We start from the raw sequence: 24202 nt of genomic DNA on the forward strand, positions 1-24202 counted from the left end.
ATATCAATTTTCATAAAAAAGCATACGTATATTGTTATTCATTGACAAGTACTTTCTCTTTTTCTGATACAGATAATGTTTTTTCTTTCTTCTTTGACATTACCTCTTTATCGGAAATACGTAAAGAAAATAGTAGTGCTATGAGCAAAAATATTGCTGACCCAATTAATGCTGCTTGATATGGTAAAAAATCGGATTGAACGTTATTACCTCCAAAACCAGCTAGTATACTAGCTAAAACCGCTACTCCTATTGCTGAACCTAGTCGATTTTGCACATTGAATATAGTAGTCGCTCTCCCCATAGAAGGCGGCGTGATATTGTTAAAGGCAGAAAATTGAACCGCACCGACAGATTGACCTAAGAAAATACCGATACCAAACAATAATGCCCGGATTTGCCACGGATTCGTATCGTGATTTACAAAACTCAATAAAACAAATATAACCGCCGTACATATTAATCCAATAGAAATTACCTTTCGAGCTCCTAATTTCTTATATGACCATGGTACAATTTGTGAAGAAATCATTAATCCAATCGCCTCTGGAAATGTCGTAAGTCCTGATTCCAGTGCAGAAACTCCTATCACATTTTGATACATAAGAGGAAAAACAAATAACATTCCTAATAAACCAGCTGATGAAAATAATGATATAATGCTCATCTTTCTAAAGACTGGTTCTTTTAATAAGCGTAAATCTAACATCGGTTGCTTTACTTTCAGTTCTACAATTATAAACAATGTAATGAATACAACCCCAGCTATCCCAGTACTCATAATTTCTGGAGAAATCCACCCTTTTGATGGTCCCTGGCTGAGTGCATATATGAGCATCGCAAATCCTGGTGCTGATAAAATAAAGCCGAGCGAATCAAAGCGACCAGCTGATTTTTCAACATGTTCTGCTAAAAATAGAAGTCCAAATAGCAATGCAACGATTCCAAACGGTAGATTAATATAAAATGCCCAACGCCAAGACATTTGATCTACAAAGAAACCACCGATGATAGGACCAATTGCTGGTGCTACAGCAATTGGAAGTATAATGAACCGGGAAATCTTCGGTCTTTCCTCTGGTGAAAATGTTCGAAATAACATCGCCATTCCGACCGGTGTTAAAAGCCCTCCGCCAGCACCTTGAATAATACGGAAAATATTCAATGAAGTAATATCGTTAGCCATTCCGCATAAAGCAGATGCAATTGTAAATACGAAAAGAGCAATTAAAAATACTCTTTTCGTACCAAAACGATCTCCTAACCAACCAGAAATCGGAAGGAAAACAGCTAAACTAACTAAATATCCAACATTCACCGTCCCCATTGCAGATGGAGGTACTTGTAGTTCTCTACTTATCGTTTGCAGTGCTACATTTACAATCGTTGCGTCCATCGCAGCCATAAACATCGCAGTTATATAAACGATACTTACAACTACTTTTGGATTTAGTTTTTCTTTCATTATCGTTTTCCTACTAATGTTTTTTCGCGAACTGGATTACCTTGTGGATTCAAATCTTTCCAGTTATATTCAACATATTCTAAGCAGCTCTGCCTACTAGCTTCTTCATATACGACATTCCAGCCAATAGGTACATCGAGAAAAGCAGGCCAGAGAGAATACTGGCCCTCCTCATTTATTAATACTTTATATGTGTAATTATCATTTTCAAATGGATTCGTCATACTCTACTTACCCCTTTCTTATTCTGCAAATATTTCGCTAATACTTGTCCAATTTCCGTAAGTGGACCTGGCTGACATAGATCTTTATGTCTACAATCAATATCGTGCTGCACAATTTGCCCATCTAAATAATTTAGCCACGTATTTGGAGAAATAGGATCAAACCAGTCTGGTATAACAGTAGATCTAAAGAATAAGATATCTCCGTTATAAACTTTCGGTACATATTTCCCTAACAACCCTACTGAATTTACATATGTTTCTTTCAAGTTCAATATAGTCTCTTCTTCAAGACTTGCTAATGCACTTCCATCTTTACGAAGGATTTCAACTGCACTTTCCATTGTAAGTGGTTTACCATCCATGTTATCTGGGTCATATCCGCCTAAAGCAAGTAATGCGATTAACGCTTCCTCTTCAGTAGGCGCTTCCGTATTCGGTAAGAAGTGTCCAGGATAAGAGTCAAGCATAACGAGTAATTCTACTTCTTCCCCTTCATTTTGTAATTGCGCCGCCATTGCATGCACAACATTTCCTCCAAGCGACCAACCTAATAAACGATATGGTCCATGAGGCTGTACTTCACGAACATGTTTCAAGTAATCCGCCGCCATCTCCTCTAAACTTTTTGGAAGTTCTTCATTTTTAGCAATACCTCGTGCTTGTACACCATAGATTGGATAATCTGTTCCTAAAGATTTCATAAGTCCTGCATAGCACCAACTTAATCCACCAGCTGGATGTACACAAAATAGTGGTAATTGATCCCCGCTTGCTCGTAATGGAAGCAACACATCAAGTGCACTTTGACCATTCCCCATCTCAAGTCTTTCAGCTAACCCTGCAACAGTCGGTGCTGCAAATAAAGTGCCAATATTTAGTTCCACTCCAAGCGCCTCTTTCATGCGGCTCATAAGTTGCACTGCAAGGAGTGAATGGCCACCAAGATCAAAGAATCCGTCATCAATTCCAATTTGAGGTACACTTAGCACTTCTGTAAACAAGTCACATAACATTTCTTCTTGCGGTGTTCTTGGACCACGACTAGAAGATGATGCAATAAATTCTGGAGCTGGCAATGCCTTTCTATCTAATTTACCGTTTGGAGTTAAAGGTAACTCATTTACTACTACAAAAGCGTATGGAACCATATAATCTGGTAAACTACCACTAGCAAACTGACGCATTTCATTCGTATCAATCGCTTCATTATTTGATGCAACGATATAAGAAACTAACCGTTTATCCCCTGGTTGATCTTCACGTACAATAACGGCTACTTGCTCAACTTTAGGGTGCTTCATTATGACTGCTTCTATTTCTCCTAATTCAATTCGGAACCCACGAATTTTGATTTGATGATCTGCACGTCCTATATAATCTAGCGTCCCATCTTTACGCCAGCGAGCTAAGTCTCCTGTACGATACATTCTTGTACCTGGCTTGCCAAATGGATCTGCGATAAAGCGTTCAGCCGTTAATCCTGCTCTTCCTAAATATCCACGCGCAAGCCCTGCACCTGCAACATACATTTCTCCAACTACTCCAGGTGGCACTGGTTGTAAATAGTTGTCTAACACATACACTTTAAGGTCAGGTATACTGCACCCAATTAAACTATTTGCTCGTAAAGAGACGATAGTTTCATCTATTTCAATATAACTAACATGTACTGTCGTCTCCGTAATACCGTACATATTAATAAGCTTTGGTGCGTTATGAGGATGTCGACTATACCAATCTTCTAAGCGACTTAGCTCAAGTGCTTCTCCTCCAAAAACAACATATCGTAAAGATAATTTTTGACCAATCTCTTCATTTTCACGATCTGCTTGCATCAATTGATAGAACGCTGATGGAGTTTGGTTTAAAACCGTAACCTTTTCTTTAACAAGAAGCTGTAAAAATTCTTTCGGCGAGCGACTTACAGTATGTGGCACTACAACTAAACGCCCTCCATATAATAAAGGTCCCCAAATTTCCCAAACCGAAAAATCAAAAGCATATGAATGGAACATCGTCCAAACATCGTTTTCGTCAAACTGGAACCAATGATCAGTTGCTCCTAAAAGTCTTACTACATTTTGATGAGGTATCATAACGCCTTTCGGTCTACCCGTTGACCCTGACGTATAAATAACGTAAGCAATATGTGATGGAGATAATGGCTTAATGCGTTCCACTTCATCAATATTGTCTTCACTATATTTCTCAACTTCTGCTATTACTTTTACATTATCAATTAAAACTTTTAGTGCCTCATTACATTCAATTTCCACTTCTGAATTCGTTAAAACACATGATGGTTTCGCATCGTGTAGCATAAATGAAATACGGTCTGCTGGGTAATCTGGATCTAACGGAAGGTATCCAGCACCAGCTTTAAGAACAGCTAATAAGCTTACAACCATGTTTAATGATCTTGGCATCGCTAAAGCAACGAGTTGATCAGGACCAATCCCTTTTGCTATTAGGAATCGAGCTATTTTATTTGCTTTTCTATTTAACTCTTCATAAGTTAATTTTTTATCTTCAAAGACAACAGCAATAGAATTTGGATTTATATGAGCCTGCTTTTCAAATAATTGTGGCAATGTCATTTCTGGTGCAATTTGAAAACCACCATTCCACTTTTCTAACACTGTATTTTTCTCTGCTACAGTTAATATTTCTAATGTGCCAATTGATCGATCCGGATGTTTCGCTGCATCATCTAATAACAAAATAAATCTTTCTATTAGTTTTTGAACCGTTTCACGTTTATATAAATCGGTACTAAACTCTAGTAATCCATGTAAACCGTTCGGAGTACCGTCACCCCCGTTACTCTCACTAATTTCAAATGTTAAGTCAAATTTTGCAGAACCGACGCTTTGAATTTCAAGGCTCGCTTCTATATCCGGGGCATCAAAGATTGCTTCTGGCGTATTTTGGAAAGCTAACATAACTTGAAACAACGGGTGGCTGTTTCGAGTACGCACTGGGTTTAACACTTCAACGAGTCGTTCAAATGGAACATCTTGATTTTCATAAGCTGCAAGATTTGTCTGCTTTACTCTATTCAATAATTCTTTAAAACTTGGATCTCCTGATGTATTTGTACGTAACACTAATGTATTTACAAATAAGCCGACTATGTCAGAGAGTACATCATCATTTCTTCCAGCAATCGGACTTCCAATTGGTATATCAGTGCCTGCACCTAATCTTGTAAATAGTGCACTAAGCCCTGCTTGCAATACCATAAACAAACTAGCTCCATTTTCACGTGCAAGCTCTACTAACCTACTATGCATACCTTCATCTATATGAAAATGAATTGTTTCCCCGCGGTAACTCGTCTCAATTGGACGCTGGAAATCTGTAGGTAACTCCATTTGGTCTGGTAAACCTTTAAGTTCTTCTTTCCAAAAATCTAATTGTGTTGAAATAAGACTCTCTGGTGTCGTTTCATCACCTAGCAATTGCTGTTGCCAAAGTGCATAATCTGCGTATTGAACGGGAAGTGACTCCAGCTGAACTCTGTCACCTTGACATCGCGCTTTATACGCCGCTGTAAAGTCTCTCGTTAACGGCTGTAATGACCAGCCATCACCTACAATATGATGTAATAGAATTAATAATACATGTTCGTTTTCACTCACTGTAAAAAGTTGCAAACGAACTGCCGGCTCAAAATCGAGGTTAAAACTATACCTTACCGCCTCTGAAAGTACACTTTCTAATTCATCTTTACATGTATTAGTTATAACCATTTCTAGATTTAAGTTTTCCATATCTAAAATTTTCTGATAAGAACTACCTAATACGTTAGGGAAAATTGTTCTAAGTGTTTCATGTTTCTCAACTACATCATAAAAAGCACCTTGTAATGCTTCCCGATTCAATATTCCATTCATACGAATGACTAGCGGAATATTATAAGTAGGACTTGGACCTTCTAAACAATTTAAGAACCATAACCTGCGCTGTGCAAATGAAAGTGGAACTTCATTTGGCCTACTTGCTTTCTGAATAGCTGGTCTTGCACTTTTTGCATCGTTTAATTGTTTCGCCAGTTCGGCAACAGTTGGTGATTCAAATAGTTTCCCGATTCCTAATTCCACACTTAACGTTTCACGAATTCTTGCCATTAAACGAGATGCGAGAAGTGAATGTCCACCCATTTCAAAGAAATTATCATCAATGCTAATTCGAGAAACACCAAGTACTTCTGCAAATAAATCACATAATATTTCTTCTTTCGGATTTCTAGCAACTCTCTCATTGTTCATTCCATTAAAATCAGGAGCAGGTAATTTCTTTCTGTCAACCTTACCATTTGGCGTTAATGGTAATTCTTCTAGCACAACAAATGCCGATGGTATCATATAATTCGCTAAACTTTCTGAAACATAAGAACGAATTTCTGAAAGATTAATCGGTTCCTTTTCTTCTGCAACGATATACGCAATGATGCGTTTATCATTTGGACGATCTTCTCGTACTATTACTACCGCTTGTTGAATATTTTCATGTCGTTGTAATACCGTTTCAATTTCAGCTAATTCAATTCGGAATCCACGAATTTTAATTTGATGATCTGCGCGACTAATGTACTCTAACGCACCATCACTACGCCATTTCACAAGATCTCCTGTACGGTACATGCGCTTCCCTGATTCTCCATAAGGATTTGCAACAAACCGTTCAGCTGTTAACTCAGGTTTTCCTAAATATCCGCTTGCAAGTCCTTCCCCTGCAATATATAATTCCCCAATAACTCCAGGTGGAACTGGTTGTAACCCTGCATCCAATACATACACTTCTGTATTGCAAATTGGCTTTCCAATAGGAGGTATACCCTTTTCACCTTCATCAATGTTCATGAAAGTAGACCAAATCGTCGTTTCAGTTGGTCCATATAAATTAGTTATTGAGCAACCTAATTCTTTTAATTTATTTGCTAAATGCGCTGAAAGAGCTTCACCACCAACTAGTATGTTTAGCCCTTGTAGCTTCTCTGGATAATCAGTTACTAACGCCTGCCAAAGCGTCGGTGTAGCCTGCATAATGGCCACTCTTTCTTCATGTAAAAGTGTCGTTAATGCAGAAGGCTCTTGTATGTCTTCTTTTTGCGCAATTGTTAAACTTGCACCACTAATAAGAGGTAAATAAATTTCTAGAGCAGAAATATCAAATGCAAACGTTGTAACTGCTAATAAATGATCATTTTCATTTAATGAAAACTTTTGTTGCATAGCCATTAAAAAGTTACTTAAACCTCTCATAGGAACAATTACACCTTTTGGGTTTCCTGTTGAGCCTGAAGTATATATTGTATAGGCTGGGTTTAAAAGTGATACATCATTCTTACATGCTATATTCATACGAGAATATGTATATAACGCTAGTTTCGTTTCTTCTTCATCTAATACAATTTTTTTCATATCATTTTCTATAACTAACTTAGATGAAACAGATGAATGTGTTATGATACAAACTGGTTTTGCATCATTTACTATATAATTAATTCTTTCTGCTGGGTATTCTGGATCTATTGGTAAATACGCTGCACCAGCCTTTAAGACTGCTAGCATACTAACTACCATTTCTATTGATCTAGGGAATACTAAAGCTACAAACTGGTTTGGTCGTATTCCTTCTTCTACTAAATAATGTGCTAGTTCATTCGCTCGTTCATTTAGCTCTTTATACGTAAGGTTTACACCGTCACAAGTAATGGCTAGTTTATTGGGATTTTTTTGCACTTGTTTTTCAAATGATATAGGCAGACTGATTAACTCATCGTCTTCCTTCGTTTCATTCCATTCCAATAAAACTTTATGATTTTCTTCAGGCAGAGTAATGTTTATTTTTCCAATCGACTCGTTTTTCTCATAATTATTTACTACTAATTCAAATAGATTCATAAATCTTTCTTTATGCAATGCTAGCTCCGCGCCATTATATACTTCAGGATTTGCATCAAAATGAATCATTAGCTCATTTTGATCAAAACGTTTATATACATTTATTGATAAATCATCGACAGGTCCTGCTGATAAATTATGCGTAATACCACGATTTCCAGCAAAATTTAGCCCGTAATCAAAAGGCATAACATTCACTAACGGTCCAAACAACCTTTGATTTTCACCTAGTAACTTTAAGTCTCTTCTTAATTCCTCATGACGGTATTTATAATGGCGACGTACATCTCGGATTTCTTTAGAAACTTGTTGCAATAATTCCGCAAGAGTTATATTTGGAGTTACTGTAATACGAAGTGGCACTAAATTCATTACCATACTTGGTGTATGAATAGATACCGAACCTAGACGTCCCATCATCGGTAAACCTAAAACAATATCATGTGCACCTGTTAACTTATGCATATAAATACTTGTTACAGCGACAATGAATTCCGGCCAACTTGTTAACGAAATATTGATATCTTCTAATAAAGTTTTCGTGCTAGAACTAGATAAATAAGCTGTTTCTCGTGAAAATCCATTTGATGTTCTCGGTGCTCGCTCTGCCAAGCTTACAACTTCTGGTTCATCCGCAAATTTTTCTAACCAAAAAGTACGATCTTCCTGAAATTTTTTAGACTCACGATACTCAATATCTTCTTGCACGACTTTTGTAAGAGAATCAAATGGCTTTTCATTCTTGTTTGTTTCTTCTATAAGTGATGTATACTCATTCGCTACTTTTTGGCTAAGAAGTGAAAATCCATAGCCATCCATCACAATGTGATGGATGCGCTGATACCAAAAGAAACGATTATTTTCAACTTGAATAAGTGCTTCAGTAAATAATGTATCTTTTTTCAAATCGACTGGCATAGATAAATCATTTTTCATCCATACTTTAGCAGCTTCTTCAGGGTTTTCTTCTTTACGAACGTCAATAAAATGCATATGAAACTGTGATTCTTCAATAACTTGCCATGGGCCAAATTCATCCTCCTCGAAGCGAACATGAAGTGCTTCTGCTTCCATTACAACTTTACGTACAGCTAATTCGAAAATTTCTTGATGAATATTTCCGTTTATTTCTACATATTCCCCAGTATTGTAAATTGGATTAAGCGGATCTAATTGTTGCGCAAACCACATACCAGACTGCGCAGATGATAACGAATGACGAATCTTTTGACTGTTAGGCATTCTTTACTACCCCTTTATTATGTAGTCTATTTGTTACAGCACCTGTGCTGTTTGTGAAGATAGTAAACTGTACCAACCTGCAACAGTTGGACGTTCTGCTAAATCTGCAAAAGTGATTTCTTTCCCTTCACGACGCCACTTCTCTACTAAACTCATAATTCTGACCGAATCAAGCCCTCTATTTAATAAGTCCTCATCAATATCAATACTCTCTACTGGCTCACGAAGTAGTTGTGCAACTAGTTCATGCACTTCCTGTATAGTGATTCCTTCACTCTCATCATCTTTTACACTTTGTAAATCGTTTAACAGTAGGTTTGTTGATGTCGTTACTGCACATCTATTAGATGCATACTCCAATGCTTGTTTATGATGCTCTAGTGAAAAATCAGCAACTGCATCTGCTACAAAGAACGGCTCTATACCATCCATAAATGCTTCACAAGCTGTTAAAAGACAGCCAATATGCGCATAAATACCGCAAATAATGAGTTGATCTTTTCCTTGTTCATTTAAAATTTCTAATAGATTTGTCTTTTTAAATGCACTATATCTCCATTTTGTGAGGAATATATCATCCTCATCAGGAGTAAGTTCATCAACAATTTTCTTTTTATCTGGTCCAGCAGGTATACCGTCACCCCAAAAGTCTTGTAATAAACCTCGTTGTTCTAACGTTTGCCCACCAGGTTGTGCTGTATAAACAACTGGTATACCAAGTTCCTTACATTTTTCTCTTATCATTTTAATATTTGAAATAAGTTCTACTTTTGGGGATTCTTTATCGCTATATGCATCAAGAAAATATTCTTGCATGTCATGAATTAAAAGCACTGCACGTTTCGAATCTGGTGTCCAATTCACTTTATTTTTTGGTAGTTCTGATTCAATTGGCATTTTATATACTGAAATAGATGGGATAGCCATCTAATCACTTCCTTCCGGTTTTTATTATTGTTTTACTGTAATAAGTTTTTCAGCAATGACTTTACGTAGTTCCTTTTTGCTGACTTTTCCGACTCCTGTTTGCGGGAATGATTCAATAAATTCAATTCGATCTGGAATTTTATAAGCCGCTATACCACGTTCTCTTAAAAACATTTTTAATTCACTTACTGCCGGAACTTGTCCGCGAGCTATAACAAAAGCACAGGTGCGTTCACCTAAATAATCGTCAGGCATAGATACAATTGCTACGTCATGGACCGCATCGTGTGCTAATAGATGATTTTCAACTTCTTCCGCGGCAACTTTCTCACCACCACGGTTAATTTGATCTTTATCTCTTCCTTCTACAATGATGTATCCTTGTTCATTTACTTTTACAAGATCACCTGTGCGATAAAACCCATCCTTTGTAAATGATCGTGCATTATGCTCTTCGGCTTTATAGTAACCACGAATTGTATATGGACCTCGTGTTAATAAACTACCTACTTCGCCCGGTTGTACATCGTTGTCATTTTCATCAACAACTCGCACTTCATCGAGTGCAGACATTGGTCTACCTTGTGTATAAGTAATAATTTCTTCCGGATCATCTAATCTTGTATAGTTCACTAATCCTTCCGCCATACCGAATACTTGCTGTAACGTACATCCAAATGTAGGGCGTATACGTCTTGCAACCTCAGCACTAAACTTAGCACCACCTACTTGAATAACCTCTAGGCTTGATAGATCGGCATTACGAGAAGATGCAGCATCAAGCCAAATCATTGCTAATGGCGGAACGAGCGCTGTAATTGTAACTTTTTCTTTTTCGATAAGAGCAAAGGCCTCATCTGGACTACCACCAGTTGCCAATACCACTTTTCCACCCGCATAGAAAGTTCCAAATGTCCCTGGAGAACTCATTGGGTAATTGTGTGCTACTGGAAGAACTGCCATATAGACGCTTTCTGCATTCAAATTACAAATTTCAGCGCTAACACGCAAACTATAAATATAGTCATCATGCGTTCTAGGAATTAATTTAGAAAGACCTGTTGTGCCTCCTGATAATTGGAGAAATGCAACATCACTTGGCTGAACTTCTGGTAATGAGACGGGATCCATATACAGATCATTTATGTTCACAAACTCTTCTTCTTCTCCCACTACAATTACATGTTGTAAAGTTGGCACTTTCTCTTTCACTTCTCTTGCTAGTTTTCGATAATTAAAACCGAGAGCCTTATCTGAAATAACGTAAGCGCTCGCCTCGCCAAACTCACAAAAATAACTAATTTCACTACTTCGATGTGAAGGCAGTGCAAAGACAGGAAGCGCTCCAATTCGAAATAGTGCAAAACATATTTCGAAAAACTCGATAATGTTAGGTAACTGGATTACAACTCTGTCCTCTTTCTTTATTCCTAAATTGAGTAAACCTGCTGCTAAACGATCTACCTTTTTATTAAGTTCACTATATGTTATATGCTTCTTACCACTTACAACCGCGATTTGATCTCCATATTTCTCAGCCCGCTCTCTTAACACTCCTCCAAATGTTTCACCAAGCCAACATCCTGCTTCTCGGTAACGATCGGCAAATTCTTTTGGCCATTCTGTATAACCTACTAGCATTCTTTCTTCCCCCTATTTTTCATTAAGTGAACTATCTCTTAACCCTAAAGCTTTTAGCATTGTTTGGAACTTAGCTGATGTTTCTGCTAACTCATCTTCTGGTTTTGACTCAGCAACAACCCCAGCTCCTGCATATAAACGCAGTGTATTTTCTTGTACTTCAGCACAACGAATTGTAACAATCCATTCTCCATCTCCATTTAAATCGCTCCATCCTAGCATTCCTGTAAAGAACTCGCGGTCAAATGGCTCAATATGCTGTATAGCCTCTCTTGCTTTTTCCATCGGAGTTCCGCAAACTGCTGGCGTAGGATGAAGGGCAATTGCTAATTGTAAAGAAGAAGTATTTGGATCCTTCAGTTCACCTTTCACTTCTGTAGACAAATGCCACATCGCTTCACTATGAATAACTGATGGCTTTTCTGGAACATGTAATGTATGACAATACGGACGAAGTGCAGCGGCAACCGCTTCAACTACTACCGCATGTTCATGTAAATCTTTTGGCGCAGAAAGTAATTCCTCTGCTCTTCTTTTATCTTCTACTGGGTCCTCACTACGTGGCCTTGAACCAGCTAACGGGTTAGAAATAACTTGCATACCATTACGTGAAACAAGTAATTCAGGGCTTGCTCCAATTAGCGTCTTACTGTTCTCTTTTTCATCTTTCGGTAAATTTACAGCAAATGTATAACCATGCTTATTATGCTCTGCTAATTCTCGCAGAAGTTTTTGCTTATCAATCTTTTCGGAAGATTTAACATCTAACGATCTGGATAGAACGATTTTCTTTAAATCACCGTCCTGTATTTTTTCAATTCCTTGCTTCACACCATTCATATAAACTTCAGGGTCTGGCATTGGTGTCATTTCAAATGTTACATTCTCATTTGTTTCAAGCTGATTTGTTGTATCCAATTGTAAACGCTCAGAAATTCTGCTATATTCTGGTACGATGAGTTGGACTTCTTTTCTACGATCAAATGGCAAAGCACCCACAACGATAGGATTTGGATTTCCAGCTTGTTTCGCATTACGTAATTCTGCTTGCACAAGCTCTGGGAAACTTTCAATTTCACGATGCTTTACTGTAGTAAACTCTCCTTCTGCTAATATCGTTCGAGTTGGTGAAGCGAAAAAGAATGAATATTCAGTCTTATAATCTTCTAAAAGTTTTTCTGACAATTCCTTTACAGCTATATGTTCATTCATAATATAATAACCTCCTGAATTTTTATTAAACTCCTAACGTAGCGCCGCCATCAACACATAAATTGTGCATTGTAATATGACTTGCTCTATCTGAGGCTAAAAATAACACTGCTTCAGCAACTTCTGAAGGTTGTGCAATTTTTTGTAATGGAATTCCGAGTCTATATGTATTTTGAGAACCAGCAATTATATTTTTAGCTCCATTCTCATCAGCCCATAGTAATCTTTGCATCTCAGTTTCAGTAGAACCTGGAGAAACTAAGTTGCAGCGTATATTGTATGCCGCAAGCTCTAGTCCTAAACATTTCATAAACATCGTCGTTGCGGCCTTTGACGCAGCATACGCAGCCATCTCCATTCTTGGCGTATTTGCCGCATTTGAACCGACTGTAACAATTGCCCCCGATTTTCTTAACATCATATTTTTACTTACCGCTCGGGACATATTGAAAACCCCTGTAGTATTTACAAAGAATGTTTTATTCCAATCTTCATCACTTAACGAATGAATTGGTCCCATACGTAAAACCCCTGCAACATTTATTAAAATATCTATTGGCGCTATTTCATTTGCAATATGATTTACCATGTCTTCAACAGCGGCGCTATCACTCACATCTAAACGAAACGTTTTCATACGTGTATTGTTTAATTCATTTTGATTTAAGAGTACATTTAACCCCTCTTCATTTTGATCAACCGCAATAACTGTGGCTCCTCTTTCTAAAAACATTTTGGCAACGACACTGCCTATGCCTTGTGCTGCACCTGTTACTAAAACTGTTTTCCCATCAAATTCCCCTAAGTTCATTTTCTCTATCCTTTCACATAAACATTAATTTCATTAAGTAACATCGATGATATTGATTTTCATTATCAGTTGTGTTGTAAAAAATAATACACTTACTAAACTAATTGGTCAAGTGCGCATTACTTTAAAATTCATTTTATTGATAATGTTTTTCATTTACCATCTTACACCAAAATGATAATGTTTCTCAATAAACTTGTCAATCTTTTTTTATTTTTCAGATAAACCATTTTAATGCTTCTTAATAAAATCATATGTAAACGCATTAAAAGTACTTATATTATAAATAAAATTCAAAGTCCTCTTTTTAAAATTGAAGAAGCTAAACTAGAGATACGTTCATTTACAATGCTTTATGAAAAACTCAAGTATATATTTTCTCAATATTTTTCTGAAAATATATCTTACAAATACTAATGAATGTCTTCTTTATCATTTAAGATTTAATATATATTTCGAATACGATGTATCAATTTATTATATTCCAAATGGGTATTCCACTCACTTTTACATCTATAAAAATCCCAAAAGTAATTTAACCTTGTTAAAATAACTCATAAAAAAGCATCCTAATTAATAGAATAGGATGCTTTTTCGTAATCATAGTGTTATAGAAGATTTGTATACTTATGCTACGCTACGATACTCTTCTTCTTTTTCTTTTTTCTGTTTAGGTGCTTGAATTAAAATTGCGATAATGAATGACACGACACATAATACACCTATTACCATGAACGTTGGTTTGAATCCACCTAGAAGTGCACCGATAAAGGAACCTGCAAGCGCCCCAAATCCAAATCCTTGATACACAATTCCGTAGTTCTTACTATGGTTTTTCATACCGAAGAAATCACCAACAATAGCTGGGAAAATAGTGATATTTCCACCAAAGCAAAACGCTACACTTGCTACACATACGAAGTAAATACCATAATTTAAATCTACAAAACTTAGAACTAAGACTGAACTCGCCATAACAACAAAAGTACCAGTAACGATTTTTAAACGCCCAATTTTATCCGATAACGGTCCTAAAATGATACGACCTAATGTATTGAAGATTGCAACCATAGCCACCGCATTAGCTGCTGTCGCTGCGCTAAGTCCTACAAGTTGAACACCAATGTCTTTTACCATACCAATTAAGTATAAGCCACTCATACATGATGTAAATAACATGATAAATAATAAGTATACTTGTTTTGTGCCTAACATTTCTTTCGTTGTGTATTCCTCAGTTTTTGTTTCATGAACTGCTCCTTGATCTGCAGCTTGATGGATTAAACAAGCACCAATTACAATCATAGCTGTAACAATTAAACCCCAGTATATAAATGCTTGGGATACACCAACTGATTCAATCAACTGTGCGTTAACGTATTTAAAGATTAAGCTACCTGAACCATATGCAGAGACAGAAATACCAGCAATTAAACCTTTACGCTCTGGAAACCACTTTATTAAATTTGATAGTGAAGTGATATATGCTGTACCATCTGCATAACCTACAACAACTCCCGCTAGTACATAAAGTAATATTAGTGAGGATGCTTGTGAACTAAGTATTAATCCTAGTCCTAATGCTAATCCAGCTATCATAATAAGTTTACGAAGTCCCCATTTTTCTTGCAATTTACTCGCAAATAAAGTTGAAAATGCTAAAGAAAGACTAGTAATTGAGAAAGTTATCGCAACAGCGTTAAGACTCCAACCATATTTACTAACTAAAGGCTGATTGAATAAACTCCATGTATATATCGTCCCAAGCCCCATTTGTACTATAACTGTGCCAAGGACAACAAGCCATGGATTAACAGTTGATTTTTTCATACCTTTCCGCCTCCTCTTTCTATTTCAATGCTATTCGCTAAATTTACTTTTTTTATGTTCATTTTGGTCACCTCTTTTGATTTGACACCTTCATTGTATAAGATGTTTTTGTTTATGTAAGCACTTACAAGGTAGAGCGTCAAAAACGTAGAATCAGTTACAAAAAACGAAGGATGAAATACAAAAACTACTTATTAAATACGTAACAGTTATTTAATAAGTAGTTTTTGTATAAGCTCGATTTACATTTGTTTTTGAACCCTTTTTTAAAAAGTGAAACTTTAATCAGCCCTCACCAATCGGGCTTTTACGGGCAACAGGGCCCTCGCCTAACTTCTTTGCTTCCACTGAATTTTGAGGCGGGGGTCTTACTGCCCAACAAATAGCGGGATAAACTTAAATAAAATATAACTTTTAACATAGAAGTACTTTATACTCTTCTATTAGAGAACAAATTTTTTTCCAATAAATAAAACTAAATATTCACTAATATATCTATCCGTGGTTTAATATATATAATAAAAAAATATTTCTGTCTTTAATGAGGAGGTACTATGAAAGCAAACGTAGGGGATACTATACTTTTTCAACGAAATAATTTAAAGATTACAGGATCTGTATTAAAACTTTATACTGAATCGGTCTTAGTTGAAATTACAAATGTAAGCGGTGGTACTTTTGAATTTGATCGAACAATTGTAAACCATAAAAACTATAAAGTTTTAAATACAAATACATAAAACACCACAAAATAGCCCCTGCTCAACAGCAGGGGCTATTTTATATAAAAATATTTCACTAGTTTATATACCCTAAAACATTAACAATCTTACTCGCTTTTAAATTGTTAATATGATAATAAATTTCTAAACCTCTTCTCTCTGCTCGTAACACTTTACCCTTCATTTTTGATAAATGTTGTGAAACAGTAGATTGCGGAATATTCAGTAACTCTGTTAATTGTGTTACATTACAAGTTTTTCTCGTACTTAATTCATTTACAATTTGCAGTCGGATTGGATGCGCCATAATTTTTAAAATATCTACATCTTCTTCTGAAACTAAAGTTTTTCTCATTTCACTCGTATATGTTGTCATAAGACATTCCCCTTTTATATGAATTCCATATTCATAAGATCTATTTCCAAATTTTTTAAAACCCTTGATTAAAACTTTCATATAGAAATAAAAGGATTTTAAATTTTTGAAAACAGAACTTACATTCACTTTATTTATTTATTTATTTGGTACATATACATAATACAATGTTAATATGTGCTCTATGTGAAGTTCACATAAATTTGTGATGAAGATTTACTTAGCCACTCGCATCCTACTCATCTAATTACCCACTGCATAAAATCATCAGTTATTTTAACACATTTTAGGCGTTTGTATATACTATTTATAAAACAACTTTTATAAAGGGAGGATTCATATGCCTACAGCGTTACAAGAAGAAGTCGAAGAAGCACGGGAAACATATGTCAGTCGTATCATCTTAGTTGGAGGATCGACTTTATTTTTAGTAGGCGGGGTTATATCGGCAATTTCAGCTTTTAAAGCTTATAATCGTTTGGAGAATACGCCGCCTTCTACAGATAATTCATAGATATTTTATAAAATAAAACGTCGCCTCCAATATGAAGAGACGACGTTTTATGATTCATACATATGACACTAAAAGTATCGATAGATTCCCTACTCCATTTTCTAAGCTTACTTCACCACAAACCTAGTCTGACTACATCCATCCTTCTGCTTCGTTACTTCTAATACAGCTGGCATTGCGTTTTTCAGCTCTTGAACGTGTGAGATGACACCGATAAATCGGCCTGATTTTTGTAAGTCAATTAAGGCATCTACTGCTTTCGTTAATGATTCTTCATCTAATGAACCGAACCCTTCATCGATGAACATCGTTTCGATAGAAATACCACCTTCATATGCTTGAATGACATCTGCCATTCCTAGCGCTAAGCAAAGTGATGCGTTAAATTTCTCTCCGCCGGATAATGTTTTTACATCGCGCGTTTGGCCAGTGTATGCATCGTACACATCTAAACCTAATCCACTTTGGCGGTTTCTTTTTTCAACTCGCTCACTTCGTTTTAAATAAAATTGTCCATTTGATAATTTACGTAGTCGTTCGTTTGCGATTTGAACAATTTGTTCTAAATACTCAATTAAGATGTAACGTTCAAATGATATACGACTTTCGTTATCACCTTTCATTACTTCATATAAATCAACAAGTTCTTGGAAGGCTTTTTCTTCCTCGTGAATTTGTTCGTCAATACGTCTAATGTTTTCATGTAAATCAGAAATATATGTTACCGCATTTTGCGCACGTTGACGTTTTTCTTTAATTATATCGAGATTAATTTCTAGATCTTTTATGTGTTCACCTAAAGATGTAATATCCATATACTCTTTATCTTTTAATTCTGAGTTTAACTCTTCAATTTGTTTTGCAAGTACTTCAAGCGATGAATAATAACCTTGAATTTCTTTTTGTAATATCTCCATCTCGGCATCGCTTAATTTGGCTTCTTTATACGTGAATTGATCTGTAAACCCACTTTGTTCTAGCTCTTTCATAAAGCGTGCGAAAGTCTCTTCTTTCTTTAATTTTGCACTTTCAAATTGATTAGAAGCACCTTTTTGTTCAGCTTGAATACGTATATTTTCATTTTGCCAATGCTGATACGCTTCCTGCACTTTCTTCCATTCGTCCTCCATTAACCTAAGTTCCTGCATAGCTTGATTAAACTGTGCTTCCCAAGCTTGTACTGTTTGTAAGTTTTCTGGAATATTTCGTTTATCATGTTCATATGACGTACGAAGTTGCATACACTCCATTTCTGTACGGTGCTGCATTGTTTCCACTTCTCGTTTTTGTTTCTGAAGTTCTTCTATTTTTTCTTCTACGCTTTTCATGTTCGCAGCAATCTGCTTACGTGTTTCTTCACTTGCTTTTAACGTATTAACATCTGCAGCTAATTGTTTTCCTTTTTGAACAAGTGCACTATATGTTTCAGCTAATTTTTCCGAATTGTAGCCGCGCTTCACAACTTCTTCTATCACTTGTTCATATTGTAGTCGATAGAAATTCCATTTCTCCTCTACTTGCACATGGAATTTTTCAGCAATGTTCTTCTTATCTCTTAAATCGTTTAACTCTTTTTCATCGATCGCATTACTTTGCTCTGTAGCTTTTTGTGGATGATTCGTACTACCACATACCGGACAAGATTCACCGTCATGTAAATGAAGAGCTAATATACCAGCTTGTTCACTTAACCAGCGGCGCTCTATGTTTTCATATGCACGAACTGCCACTTGCATTTTATTATTTGCCGCTTCTTTTTCTTGCTCGAATTTTTGTTTTTCTTGCCAAACATCATATGCTTGTTTTAAAACTTTTGCATCTTCTCGCATATTCGTTAGTTCTTCCACTTTAGCTACATATTGCTCAAGTGCTTGTTCTAATTGCTGCAATTCATCAGACATTCTCTGTTTTTGGTTTGTATGCTCTTCTAGTTGTTGATCCAACTTTTGCATACTTTCTTTTAATTTCCCTATTTGAATTTCGGCATTTTGTAAATTCACCTTTCTCTCAGCTAATGATTCAATGATCGCTTGTAACTCTTCTAATCTTTGAACAAGTTTTTTAGCATCTTCTCGTTCAGCTTCTTTATTCTTTACTACTTCATACTTCTCCTGAGCAAGTTCAAAGCTATTCATTATCTGTTCTTGTTTGACGATTATCTGTTTTAACAAACTTTCAGCTTTCTGCTCATTTTCCATCGCTTCTTCATACCATTGTTCAAATGGTAATAAGTGCTTTGCTTGTTCCGCACGTTTAAAGAATTTTTCTTTCCTTTCAATTGCTGCACGGTTCTCTTGTAAAGTGTTATATTTCTCATTCTTTTGTTGTAAATCTATAAATTTCTCATTTACAGATTTTGCTGCATGAAAACGTGTTTCTGCATCCTTTAATTGCTTCGTTTGAACATCTTGTTCTACTTGTAATTGCTCAACCTCTGCCTTATACACGGTTGTTTCTTGTTCTAACGCTTCTACTACTTGATGCGTATTTACATGTTCTTGTGCCACTAATGTCTCTAATAATGCTCCATCACGGATTGGTAATTTAAAAACATTACGGAAGTATAACTCTCGCTCTTTCTGCTTTTCTTGTAAGACGTCTTTCCATTGTTTTCGTTTTTGGTCAAGTAACTCACGCATTAACTTATAACGATCCGTTTTAAAAATACGACGTAAAATCTCTTCTTTGTTTTCCGTCTCAGATGTTAATAATTTTCGGAATTCCCCTTGGGGTAACATAACAATTTGGCTAAATTGATGTTTACTTAACCCAATTAAATCTTCCACTTTTTTGTTTACGTCTGTTACATGAAAACGATCGACGGCTGGAACGTTTTCTCCATCAATAACTTCATATAATTCTACTGCATGTCCTGTAATGGTCTTATTCCCTTGTTTTTTATGTCCAAGTTGTCGTTTTATTTCATAGCGTTTCCCTTTTAATTGAAAGGTTAGTTCAACACTTGTATAAACATTATCATCAGCAAATTGACTTCGAAGCATGCTCGTATCACTACGTTCTTCTCCACTAGCCTCACCATATAACACATAACAAATCGCATCAAAAATCGTTGTTTTTCCAGCTCCTGTATTCCCAGAAATAGCGAAAATACGATGTTCTCCAAGATCTTCAAAATCGATTATTTCTTTCTGTTTATATGGCCCGAATGCTGTCATAATAAGCTGAATCGGTCTCATCCTCGTTCACCTTCCCGTTCTTGCACTGTTTGTAATACATCTATAAATAGGCGTTCTTTCTCTTCTGATAAATCTAACCCTTTCATTTCTTTATAGAAAGCCTTTAAAAGAGATAAATCATCCGTTTTATGTCTTGAAACAGTTACTTCATTTGTATCTGTGAGTTCTCGTCTTTGCATCGCTCTTTCAACGTGCATTGCATTTGGATATACAGATCGTATTTTCTCCATTGGCTGTAAGACAGGGTTTTCGTCTAATAATTTTACAAATACGTAATCTTCACTTACTGGGTGCTGTAATAATTCATCTATTTTCGCTTCTACTGTTCGCATTTTACGACGTGGTGAAAGTAACCTTTTTTCAATTGCTACTTCACCAGTTTCATTCAGTTCTACAATGTAATAACCTTTTTTATGTTTCTCTTCAGAAATTGAATAGGCAAGTGGTGAACCTGAATATCGAATCGTCTCATTACGTACGAAATGCGCTTGATGTAAATGTCCAAGCGCTGTGTAATGAAACTTATCAAAATAATGACTATTTACATATTCAGCACCACCAATTGAAAGTGGTCGTTCTGCATCACTTGTATTCTCCTCCGCTTCTCCTGAAGAAGTTACAAATGCATGTCCAACAAATACATGTCTAGCTTCTTTATCCATCGTTTCAGAGAGCTCATTCATAAAAATGCGCATCGCATCATCATGAGAACGTACGTCTTCATTTTTCAACACGTGCCTCACTATGCTTGGGTCTGCATACGGTATTAGATGGAAGTGAACCTCTCCATATTCATCATTTAGTACAACAGGTTCATACGGGAATTGAAATTGACCTGCAATATGCAAGCCCTGTTTTTTCATTAAACTACTTCCAAAATGGATACGATCCGGACTATCATGATTACCAGCTACTGCAATAACTGGTGTTTGTAAATCAATAACTATTTTTTGCAGCACATCATTTAATAAGTCTACTGCTTCTGTAGGTGGAATTGCTCGATCATATAAATCCCCTGCAATAATTACAGCATCAGGTTTTTCTTCTTCAACAGCCTGTACAAACTGATCTAATACAATCTTTTGGTCTTCAGTCATATACACGCCATGAACAAGCTTACCTAAATGCCAATCCGCTGTATGAAATAACTTCATATTTTTCTACTCCTTTTAATTTACTGATTTTAGTGAAACGAGTTGATAGTTTATTATAGTTTTTCCGTTCTCCCACTCTAGCTTTAATATCGTTGCACTTCCAATTCTTTCTTCATTTGATTTATATAAAGGCAATATTTCTTGAACTGTAAATAAGTGATAACCATCCAATATTAATTGAAATATATTTTCTTCAATATGTAATCTTACTTCTTTTTCATTTGAAATAATTTTTGTGTGCATCTCAAATTTCATGATAGATACAACCCCTTTTTATAATCTCTACATTTTAATAGTATAGTGGCTATGCAAGATTGACAAGTACATACACAGCAAAGTACACACTTTTCTATTGTTATATGTTTTATGTATTTTATATAAAATACGGTATGTGAAATTTTATATTTTTCCCAAAATAAAAATGCCTATTGTGACATCTTTATTTTTGTATAAAGTCTTTCATTACATAATATAAAACGGTAATTAAAACGATTGCGACGAAAAATGAGAACACTGCGACAATGTACCCATCTTTATTTAATAAAATACAGAATGAAATAGATATTATAAAAATCGGAAATACGAGACGTACTTTATCCTTCACTTCTTCTGTCGTATCTGTATGATGAAAATACTGCGTTATTCCTATCATTAAAGAAGACAAAATAATAACCGACAATAGTAAAGGTCCTGGCATTCCGATTTCTCCTTTCTCTATTTCTAATTCAGTGTAAAATTTTTTATTACAATTGTACGATTCATTTTTTCTTCAAACACTCTTTTTAGAATTGATAATGAACAATTCACACCTATATAATAGCGCTTTTATCATTATAACTTCAAATAATTACACTTACAGTAATGTTGTAATATTCCCCCTCAGTCTCTGAAATCCTGCAAAGATAACTCGTCAAAATATGCGGTGACCAAATTAATATTTACCGTCAACTTTTGACGAAATTTATAAAGGACATTTCAGTACATATCAAGAATTAAGAATAAGAAGATATGTAAGGGAGGATGCATTATGACTGAACACGTTTTATTTTCTGTTAGTGAAAACGGCGTTGCAACAATTACTTTAAACCGTCCAAAAGCACTTAATTCTTTATCTTATGACATGTTACAACCTATCGGACAAAAACTTAAAGAGTGGGAACACGATGAGCGTATTGCACTTATCGTGTTAAAAGGAGCTGGCACAAAAGGTTTTTGTGCAGGCGGCGACATTAAAACTCTTTATGAAGCGCGTTCCAATGAAGTGGCATTGCAACATGCAGAACGTTTTTTTGAAGAAGAGTATGAAATTGATACATATATTTATCAATATACAAAACCGATTATTGCTTGTTTAGATGGAATTGTAATGGGCGGTGGTGTCGGTCTTACAAATGGTGCGAAGTATCGCATTGTAACTGAGCGTACGAAATGGGCAATGCCAGAGATGAATATCGGCTTCTTCCCAGACGTCGGAGCTGCATATTTCTTAAATAAAGCGCCTGGATATACAGGACGATTCGTTGCTTTAACAGCATCTATTTTAAAAGCTTCTGACGTATTATTTATTAATGCTGCTGATTACTTTATGACATCTGATTCATTACCAAAGTTTCTTACTGAACTTGAAAGTGTAAATTGGCATAAAGAAGATGATGTACATACTAATTTAAAAGAAGTTATTCGTACATTTGCAACTGCTCCAAACTTAGAAAGCGAGCTTGCTCCTTCAATAGAAGTAATCAATTCACATTTTGCTTTCGATACAATTGAAGAAATCATCCATTCATTGGAGAAAGATGAAAGTTCCTTTGCTCTAAAAACGAAAGAAACACTGTTATCAAAATCCCCTATTTCACTAAAAGTAACATTAAAACAGTTTATTGATGGAAAAGATAAATCCGTTAAAGAATGTTTCGCTACGGACCTTATCCTTGCTAAAAATTTCATGAGACATGAAGATTTCTTCGAAGGAGTACGCTCCGTTGTCGTTGATAAAGATCAAAATCCGAATTATAAATATAAACAGTTAAGTGACGTTTCAGAAGAAGATGTGAATCGTTTCTTTAACTTACTTAATGCATAAAATGAAACTGTCATGAGGGGGTATTTCGTTCATCCCCCACCTAACTTCTTTGCTTCAGCTAAATCTTGTGCGGTAAAAATCTTACTACCCGCAAATAGCGGTATAAAATCGAGGCTATATAGTAGCTGTAATTACAGCTACTATATAGCCTTTTTATTTAATGCTTTTTAATAAAATTTAATTTTATTAAATCCATTTTTGTGCTACACTGATTTTAATCAAATATTCTAAAAATAAAAAGGAGGGGCGGCTATGATAGAAAATTATCTTCTTTTCATCATTATGTCTATTTGCCTTATCATTTTACCTGGTCCAGATACAGCAATGGCTACGAAAAATACATTGGTTGCTGGTAAAGTCGGTGGAGTGAAAACAGTGTTTGGTACATGTATTGCACTATTAATTCATACTTTAGCTGCTGTAATTGGTCTTTCTGCACTTATTGTAAAGTCAGCTCTTTTATTTTCTATTTTCAAGTACGTTGGGGCTCTCTATTTAATATATATCGGTATTAAAGCCCTTTTAGCAGTAAGAAACAAAGAAAACTTAGATACAAATGATCTATCTTTGAATAATGAAAACGAACATACTTCTTGCTTTCGCCAAGGATTTCTTACAAATTTATTAAACCCTAAAGTTGCAGTATTCTTTTTAACGTTTTTACCGCAATTTTTAAATCCAAATCATAATACGTTTATCCAACTACTCGTAATGGGCCTTACTTACCTCGTTTTAACAGCCATTTGGTTCGCTTTTTATATATTTTTAATTGATAAAATTAGTGCTTTTATGAAAAAACCGAAGACGCAACGTTATATTCAAGGGTTAACGGGAGTCGTCTTAATTGGTTTTGGTATTAAACTTGCTTTTGAAAAAAGTAATTAACAAGATG

17 protein-coding genes are annotated in these 24202 nt (G+C 35.5%); 4 read left to right on the plus strand and 13 right to left on the minus strand.

The features are described 5' to 3' along the window. Positions 1-34 precede the first annotated feature (34 nt). The 8 genes from EBQ15_RS09105 to EBQ15_RS09145 all read right to left on the minus strand — a co-directional run bounded on the left by EBQ15_RS09105 (position 35) and on the right by EBQ15_RS09145 (position 15264). On the minus strand, positions 35-1465 hold the full coding sequence (locus tag EBQ15_RS09105) for an MDR family MFS transporter (RefSeq protein WP_000660200.1): 1431 nt from the start codon (positions 1463-1465) through the stop codon (positions 35-37). Then, complete coding sequence (locus EBQ15_RS09110) at positions 1465-1689, minus strand: MbtH family protein (protein ID WP_000184058.1); 225 nt, start codon at positions 1687-1689, stop codon at positions 1465-1467. The genes EBQ15_RS09105 and EBQ15_RS09110 overlap by 1 nt, the downstream gene beginning before the upstream one ends. After that, a complete protein-coding gene (locus tag EBQ15_RS09115) occupies positions 1686-8843 on the minus strand; it encodes an amino acid adenylation domain-containing protein (RefSeq protein WP_001133922.1) in 7158 nt (2385 codons plus the stop codon). The genes EBQ15_RS09110 and EBQ15_RS09115 overlap by 4 nt, the downstream gene beginning before the upstream one ends. 33 nt (positions 8844-8876) lie before the next feature. Next, entirely contained in the window at positions 8877-9770 is an 894-nt protein-coding gene (locus EBQ15_RS09120) for an isochorismatase family protein (protein WP_001007287.1), read from the minus strand. A 24-nt stretch (positions 9771-9794) separates the two neighbouring features. Continuing rightward, positions 9795-11411 carry a (2,3-dihydroxybenzoyl)adenylate synthase gene (locus EBQ15_RS09125; protein ID WP_000960114.1) on the minus strand — a complete coding sequence of 539 codons (1617 nt, stop codon included), beginning with the start codon at positions 11409-11411 and terminating at the stop codon, positions 9795-9797. Positions 11412-11423: 12 nt separating this feature from the next. Further along, the gene (gene dhbC, locus EBQ15_RS09130) at positions 11424-12623 is read right to left on the minus strand and encodes an isochorismate synthase DhbC (RefSeq protein WP_001002079.1); all 1200 of its coding nucleotides are present in this window, start codon (positions 12621-12623) and stop codon (positions 11424-11426) included. Between the two features lie 25 nt (positions 12624-12648). Continuing rightward, positions 12649-13434: a 2,3-dihydro-2,3-dihydroxybenzoate dehydrogenase gene (gene dhbA / locus EBQ15_RS09135; RefSeq protein WP_001048429.1), complete on the minus strand. Its 786-nt coding sequence runs from the start codon at positions 13432-13434 to the stop codon at positions 12649-12651. 627 nt (positions 13435-14061) lie between these two features. Continuing rightward, complete coding sequence (locus EBQ15_RS09145; RefSeq protein WP_000750126.1) at positions 14062-15264, minus strand: L-lactate MFS transporter; 1203 nt, start codon at positions 15262-15264, stop codon at positions 14062-14064. Between the two features lie 554 nt (positions 15265-15818). On the opposite strand from EBQ15_RS09145, the gene EBQ15_RS09150 reads away from it, so the two are divergent. Further along, the gene (locus tag EBQ15_RS09150; protein WP_000646793.1) at positions 15819-16004 is read left to right on the plus strand and encodes a YkvS family protein; all 186 of its coding nucleotides are present in this window, start codon (positions 15819-15821) and stop codon (positions 16002-16004) included. Between the two features lie 58 nt (positions 16005-16062). Here EBQ15_RS09150 and EBQ15_RS09155 read toward each other — a convergent pair whose 3' ends face one another. Next, complete coding sequence (locus EBQ15_RS09155; RefSeq protein WP_000214801.1) at positions 16063-16362, minus strand: ArsR/SmtB family transcription factor; 300 nt, start codon at positions 16360-16362, stop codon at positions 16063-16065. A 340-nt stretch (positions 16363-16702) separates the two neighbouring features. Here EBQ15_RS09155 and EBQ15_RS31110 point away from each other — a divergent pair, with 340 nt between their 5' ends. Beyond that, entirely contained in the window at positions 16703-16876 is a 174-nt protein-coding gene (locus EBQ15_RS31110; RefSeq protein WP_001141668.1) for a hypothetical protein, read from the plus strand. Between the two features lie 107 nt (positions 16877-16983). Here the strand turns inward: EBQ15_RS31110 and EBQ15_RS09160 are convergent, their stop codons facing one another. The 4 genes from EBQ15_RS09160 to EBQ15_RS09175 all read right to left on the minus strand — a co-directional run bounded on the left by EBQ15_RS09160 (position 16984) and on the right by EBQ15_RS09175 (position 21924). Then, complete coding sequence (locus EBQ15_RS09160; protein ID WP_001247415.1) at positions 16984-20073, minus strand: AAA family ATPase; 3090 nt, start codon at positions 20071-20073, stop codon at positions 16984-16986. Beyond that, a complete protein-coding gene (locus EBQ15_RS09165; protein ID WP_000765150.1) occupies positions 20070-21227 on the minus strand; it encodes an exonuclease SbcCD subunit D in 1158 nt (385 codons plus the stop codon). Before EBQ15_RS09165 ends, EBQ15_RS09160 begins: the two co-directional genes overlap by 4 nt. A 15-nt stretch (positions 21228-21242) precedes the next feature. Beyond that, complete coding sequence (locus tag EBQ15_RS09170) at positions 21243-21482, minus strand: DUF2584 family protein (RefSeq protein ID WP_000667345.1); 240 nt, start codon at positions 21480-21482, stop codon at positions 21243-21245. Positions 21483-21666: 184 nt separating this feature from the next. Further along, the gene (locus EBQ15_RS09175) at positions 21667-21924 is read right to left on the minus strand and encodes a hypothetical protein (RefSeq protein WP_001119409.1); all 258 of its coding nucleotides are present in this window, start codon (positions 21922-21924) and stop codon (positions 21667-21669) included. Positions 21925-22254: 330 nt separating this feature from the next. Here EBQ15_RS09175 and EBQ15_RS09180 point away from each other — a divergent pair, with 330 nt between their 5' ends. Together EBQ15_RS09180 and EBQ15_RS09185 are read left to right on the plus strand one after the other, a co-directional pair. Then, a complete protein-coding gene (locus tag EBQ15_RS09180; RefSeq protein WP_000134923.1) occupies positions 22255-23310 on the plus strand; it encodes an enoyl-CoA hydratase/isomerase family protein in 1056 nt (351 codons plus the stop codon). A gap of 252 nt (positions 23311-23562) precedes the next feature. Continuing rightward, positions 23563-24195 (plus strand): LysE family translocator, encoded by a 633-nt coding sequence (locus tag EBQ15_RS09185; protein WP_000572359.1) that lies wholly within the window; start codon positions 23563-23565, stop codon positions 24193-24195. Positions 24196-24202: the final 7 nt, after the last annotated feature.

Origin of the sequence: Bacillus sp. 2D03, from assembly GCF_003946765.1 — a bacterium.
Classification (GTDB): domain Bacteria; phylum Bacillota; class Bacilli; order Bacillales; family Bacillaceae_G; genus Bacillus_A; species Bacillus_A cereus.

What these genes read in the sequence shown, in the direction of transcription:
- dhbC (WP_001002079.1), bottom strand. Translation starts at nt 12,623, where the DNA reads ATGAATGAACATATAGCTGTAAAGGAATTGTCAGAAAAACTTTTAGAA.
- EBQ15_RS09175 (WP_001119409.1), bottom strand. Translation starts at nt 21,924, where the DNA reads ATGCCAGGACCTTTACTATTGTCGGTTATTATTTTGTCTTCTTTAATG.
- EBQ15_RS09160 (WP_001247415.1), bottom strand. Translation starts at nt 20,073, where the DNA reads ATGAGACCGATTCAGCTTATTATGACAGCATTCGGGCCATATAAACAG.
- EBQ15_RS09185 (WP_000572359.1), top strand. Translation starts at nt 23,563, where the DNA reads ATGATAGAAAATTATCTTCTTTTCATCATTATGTCTATTTGCCTTATC.
- EBQ15_RS09145 (WP_000750126.1), bottom strand. Translation starts at nt 15,264, where the DNA reads ATGAAAAAATCAACTGTTAATCCATGGCTTGTTGTCCTTGGCACAGTT.
- EBQ15_RS09180 (WP_000134923.1), top strand. Translation starts at nt 22,255, where the DNA reads ATGACTGAACACGTTTTATTTTCTGTTAGTGAAAACGGCGTTGCAACA.
- EBQ15_RS09105 (WP_000660200.1), bottom strand. Translation starts at nt 1,465, where the DNA reads ATGAAAGAAAAACTAAATCCAAAAGTAGTTGTAAGTATCGTTTATATA.
- EBQ15_RS09120 (WP_001007287.1), bottom strand. Translation starts at nt 9,770, where the DNA reads ATGGCTATCCCATCTATTTCAGTATATAAAATGCCAATTGAATCAGAA.
- EBQ15_RS31110 (WP_001141668.1), top strand. Translation starts at nt 16,703, where the DNA reads ATGCCTACAGCGTTACAAGAAGAAGTCGAAGAAGCACGGGAAACATAT.
- EBQ15_RS09125 (WP_000960114.1), bottom strand. Translation starts at nt 11,411, where the DNA reads ATGCTAGTAGGTTATACAGAATGGCCAAAAGAATTTGCCGATCGTTAC.
- dhbA (WP_001048429.1), bottom strand. Translation starts at nt 13,434, where the DNA reads ATGAACTTAGGGGAATTTGATGGGAAAACAGTTTTAGTAACAGGTGCA.
- EBQ15_RS09155 (WP_000214801.1), bottom strand. Translation starts at nt 16,362, where the DNA reads ATGACAACATATACGAGTGAAATGAGAAAAACTTTAGTTTCAGAAGAA.
- EBQ15_RS09165 (WP_000765150.1), bottom strand. Translation starts at nt 21,227, where the DNA reads ATGAAGTTATTTCATACAGCGGATTGGCATTTAGGTAAGCTTGTTCAT.
- EBQ15_RS09115 (WP_001133922.1), bottom strand. Translation starts at nt 8,843, where the DNA reads ATGCCTAACAGTCAAAAGATTCGTCATTCGTTATCATCTGCGCAGTCT.
- EBQ15_RS09150 (WP_000646793.1), top strand. Translation starts at nt 15,819, where the DNA reads ATGAAAGCAAACGTAGGGGATACTATACTTTTTCAACGAAATAATTTA.
- EBQ15_RS09170 (WP_000667345.1), bottom strand. Translation starts at nt 21,482, where the DNA reads ATGAAATTTGAGATGCACACAAAAATTATTTCAAATGAAAAAGAAGTA.
- EBQ15_RS09110 (WP_000184058.1), bottom strand. Translation starts at nt 1,689, where the DNA reads ATGACGAATCCATTTGAAAATGATAATTACACATATAAAGTATTAATA.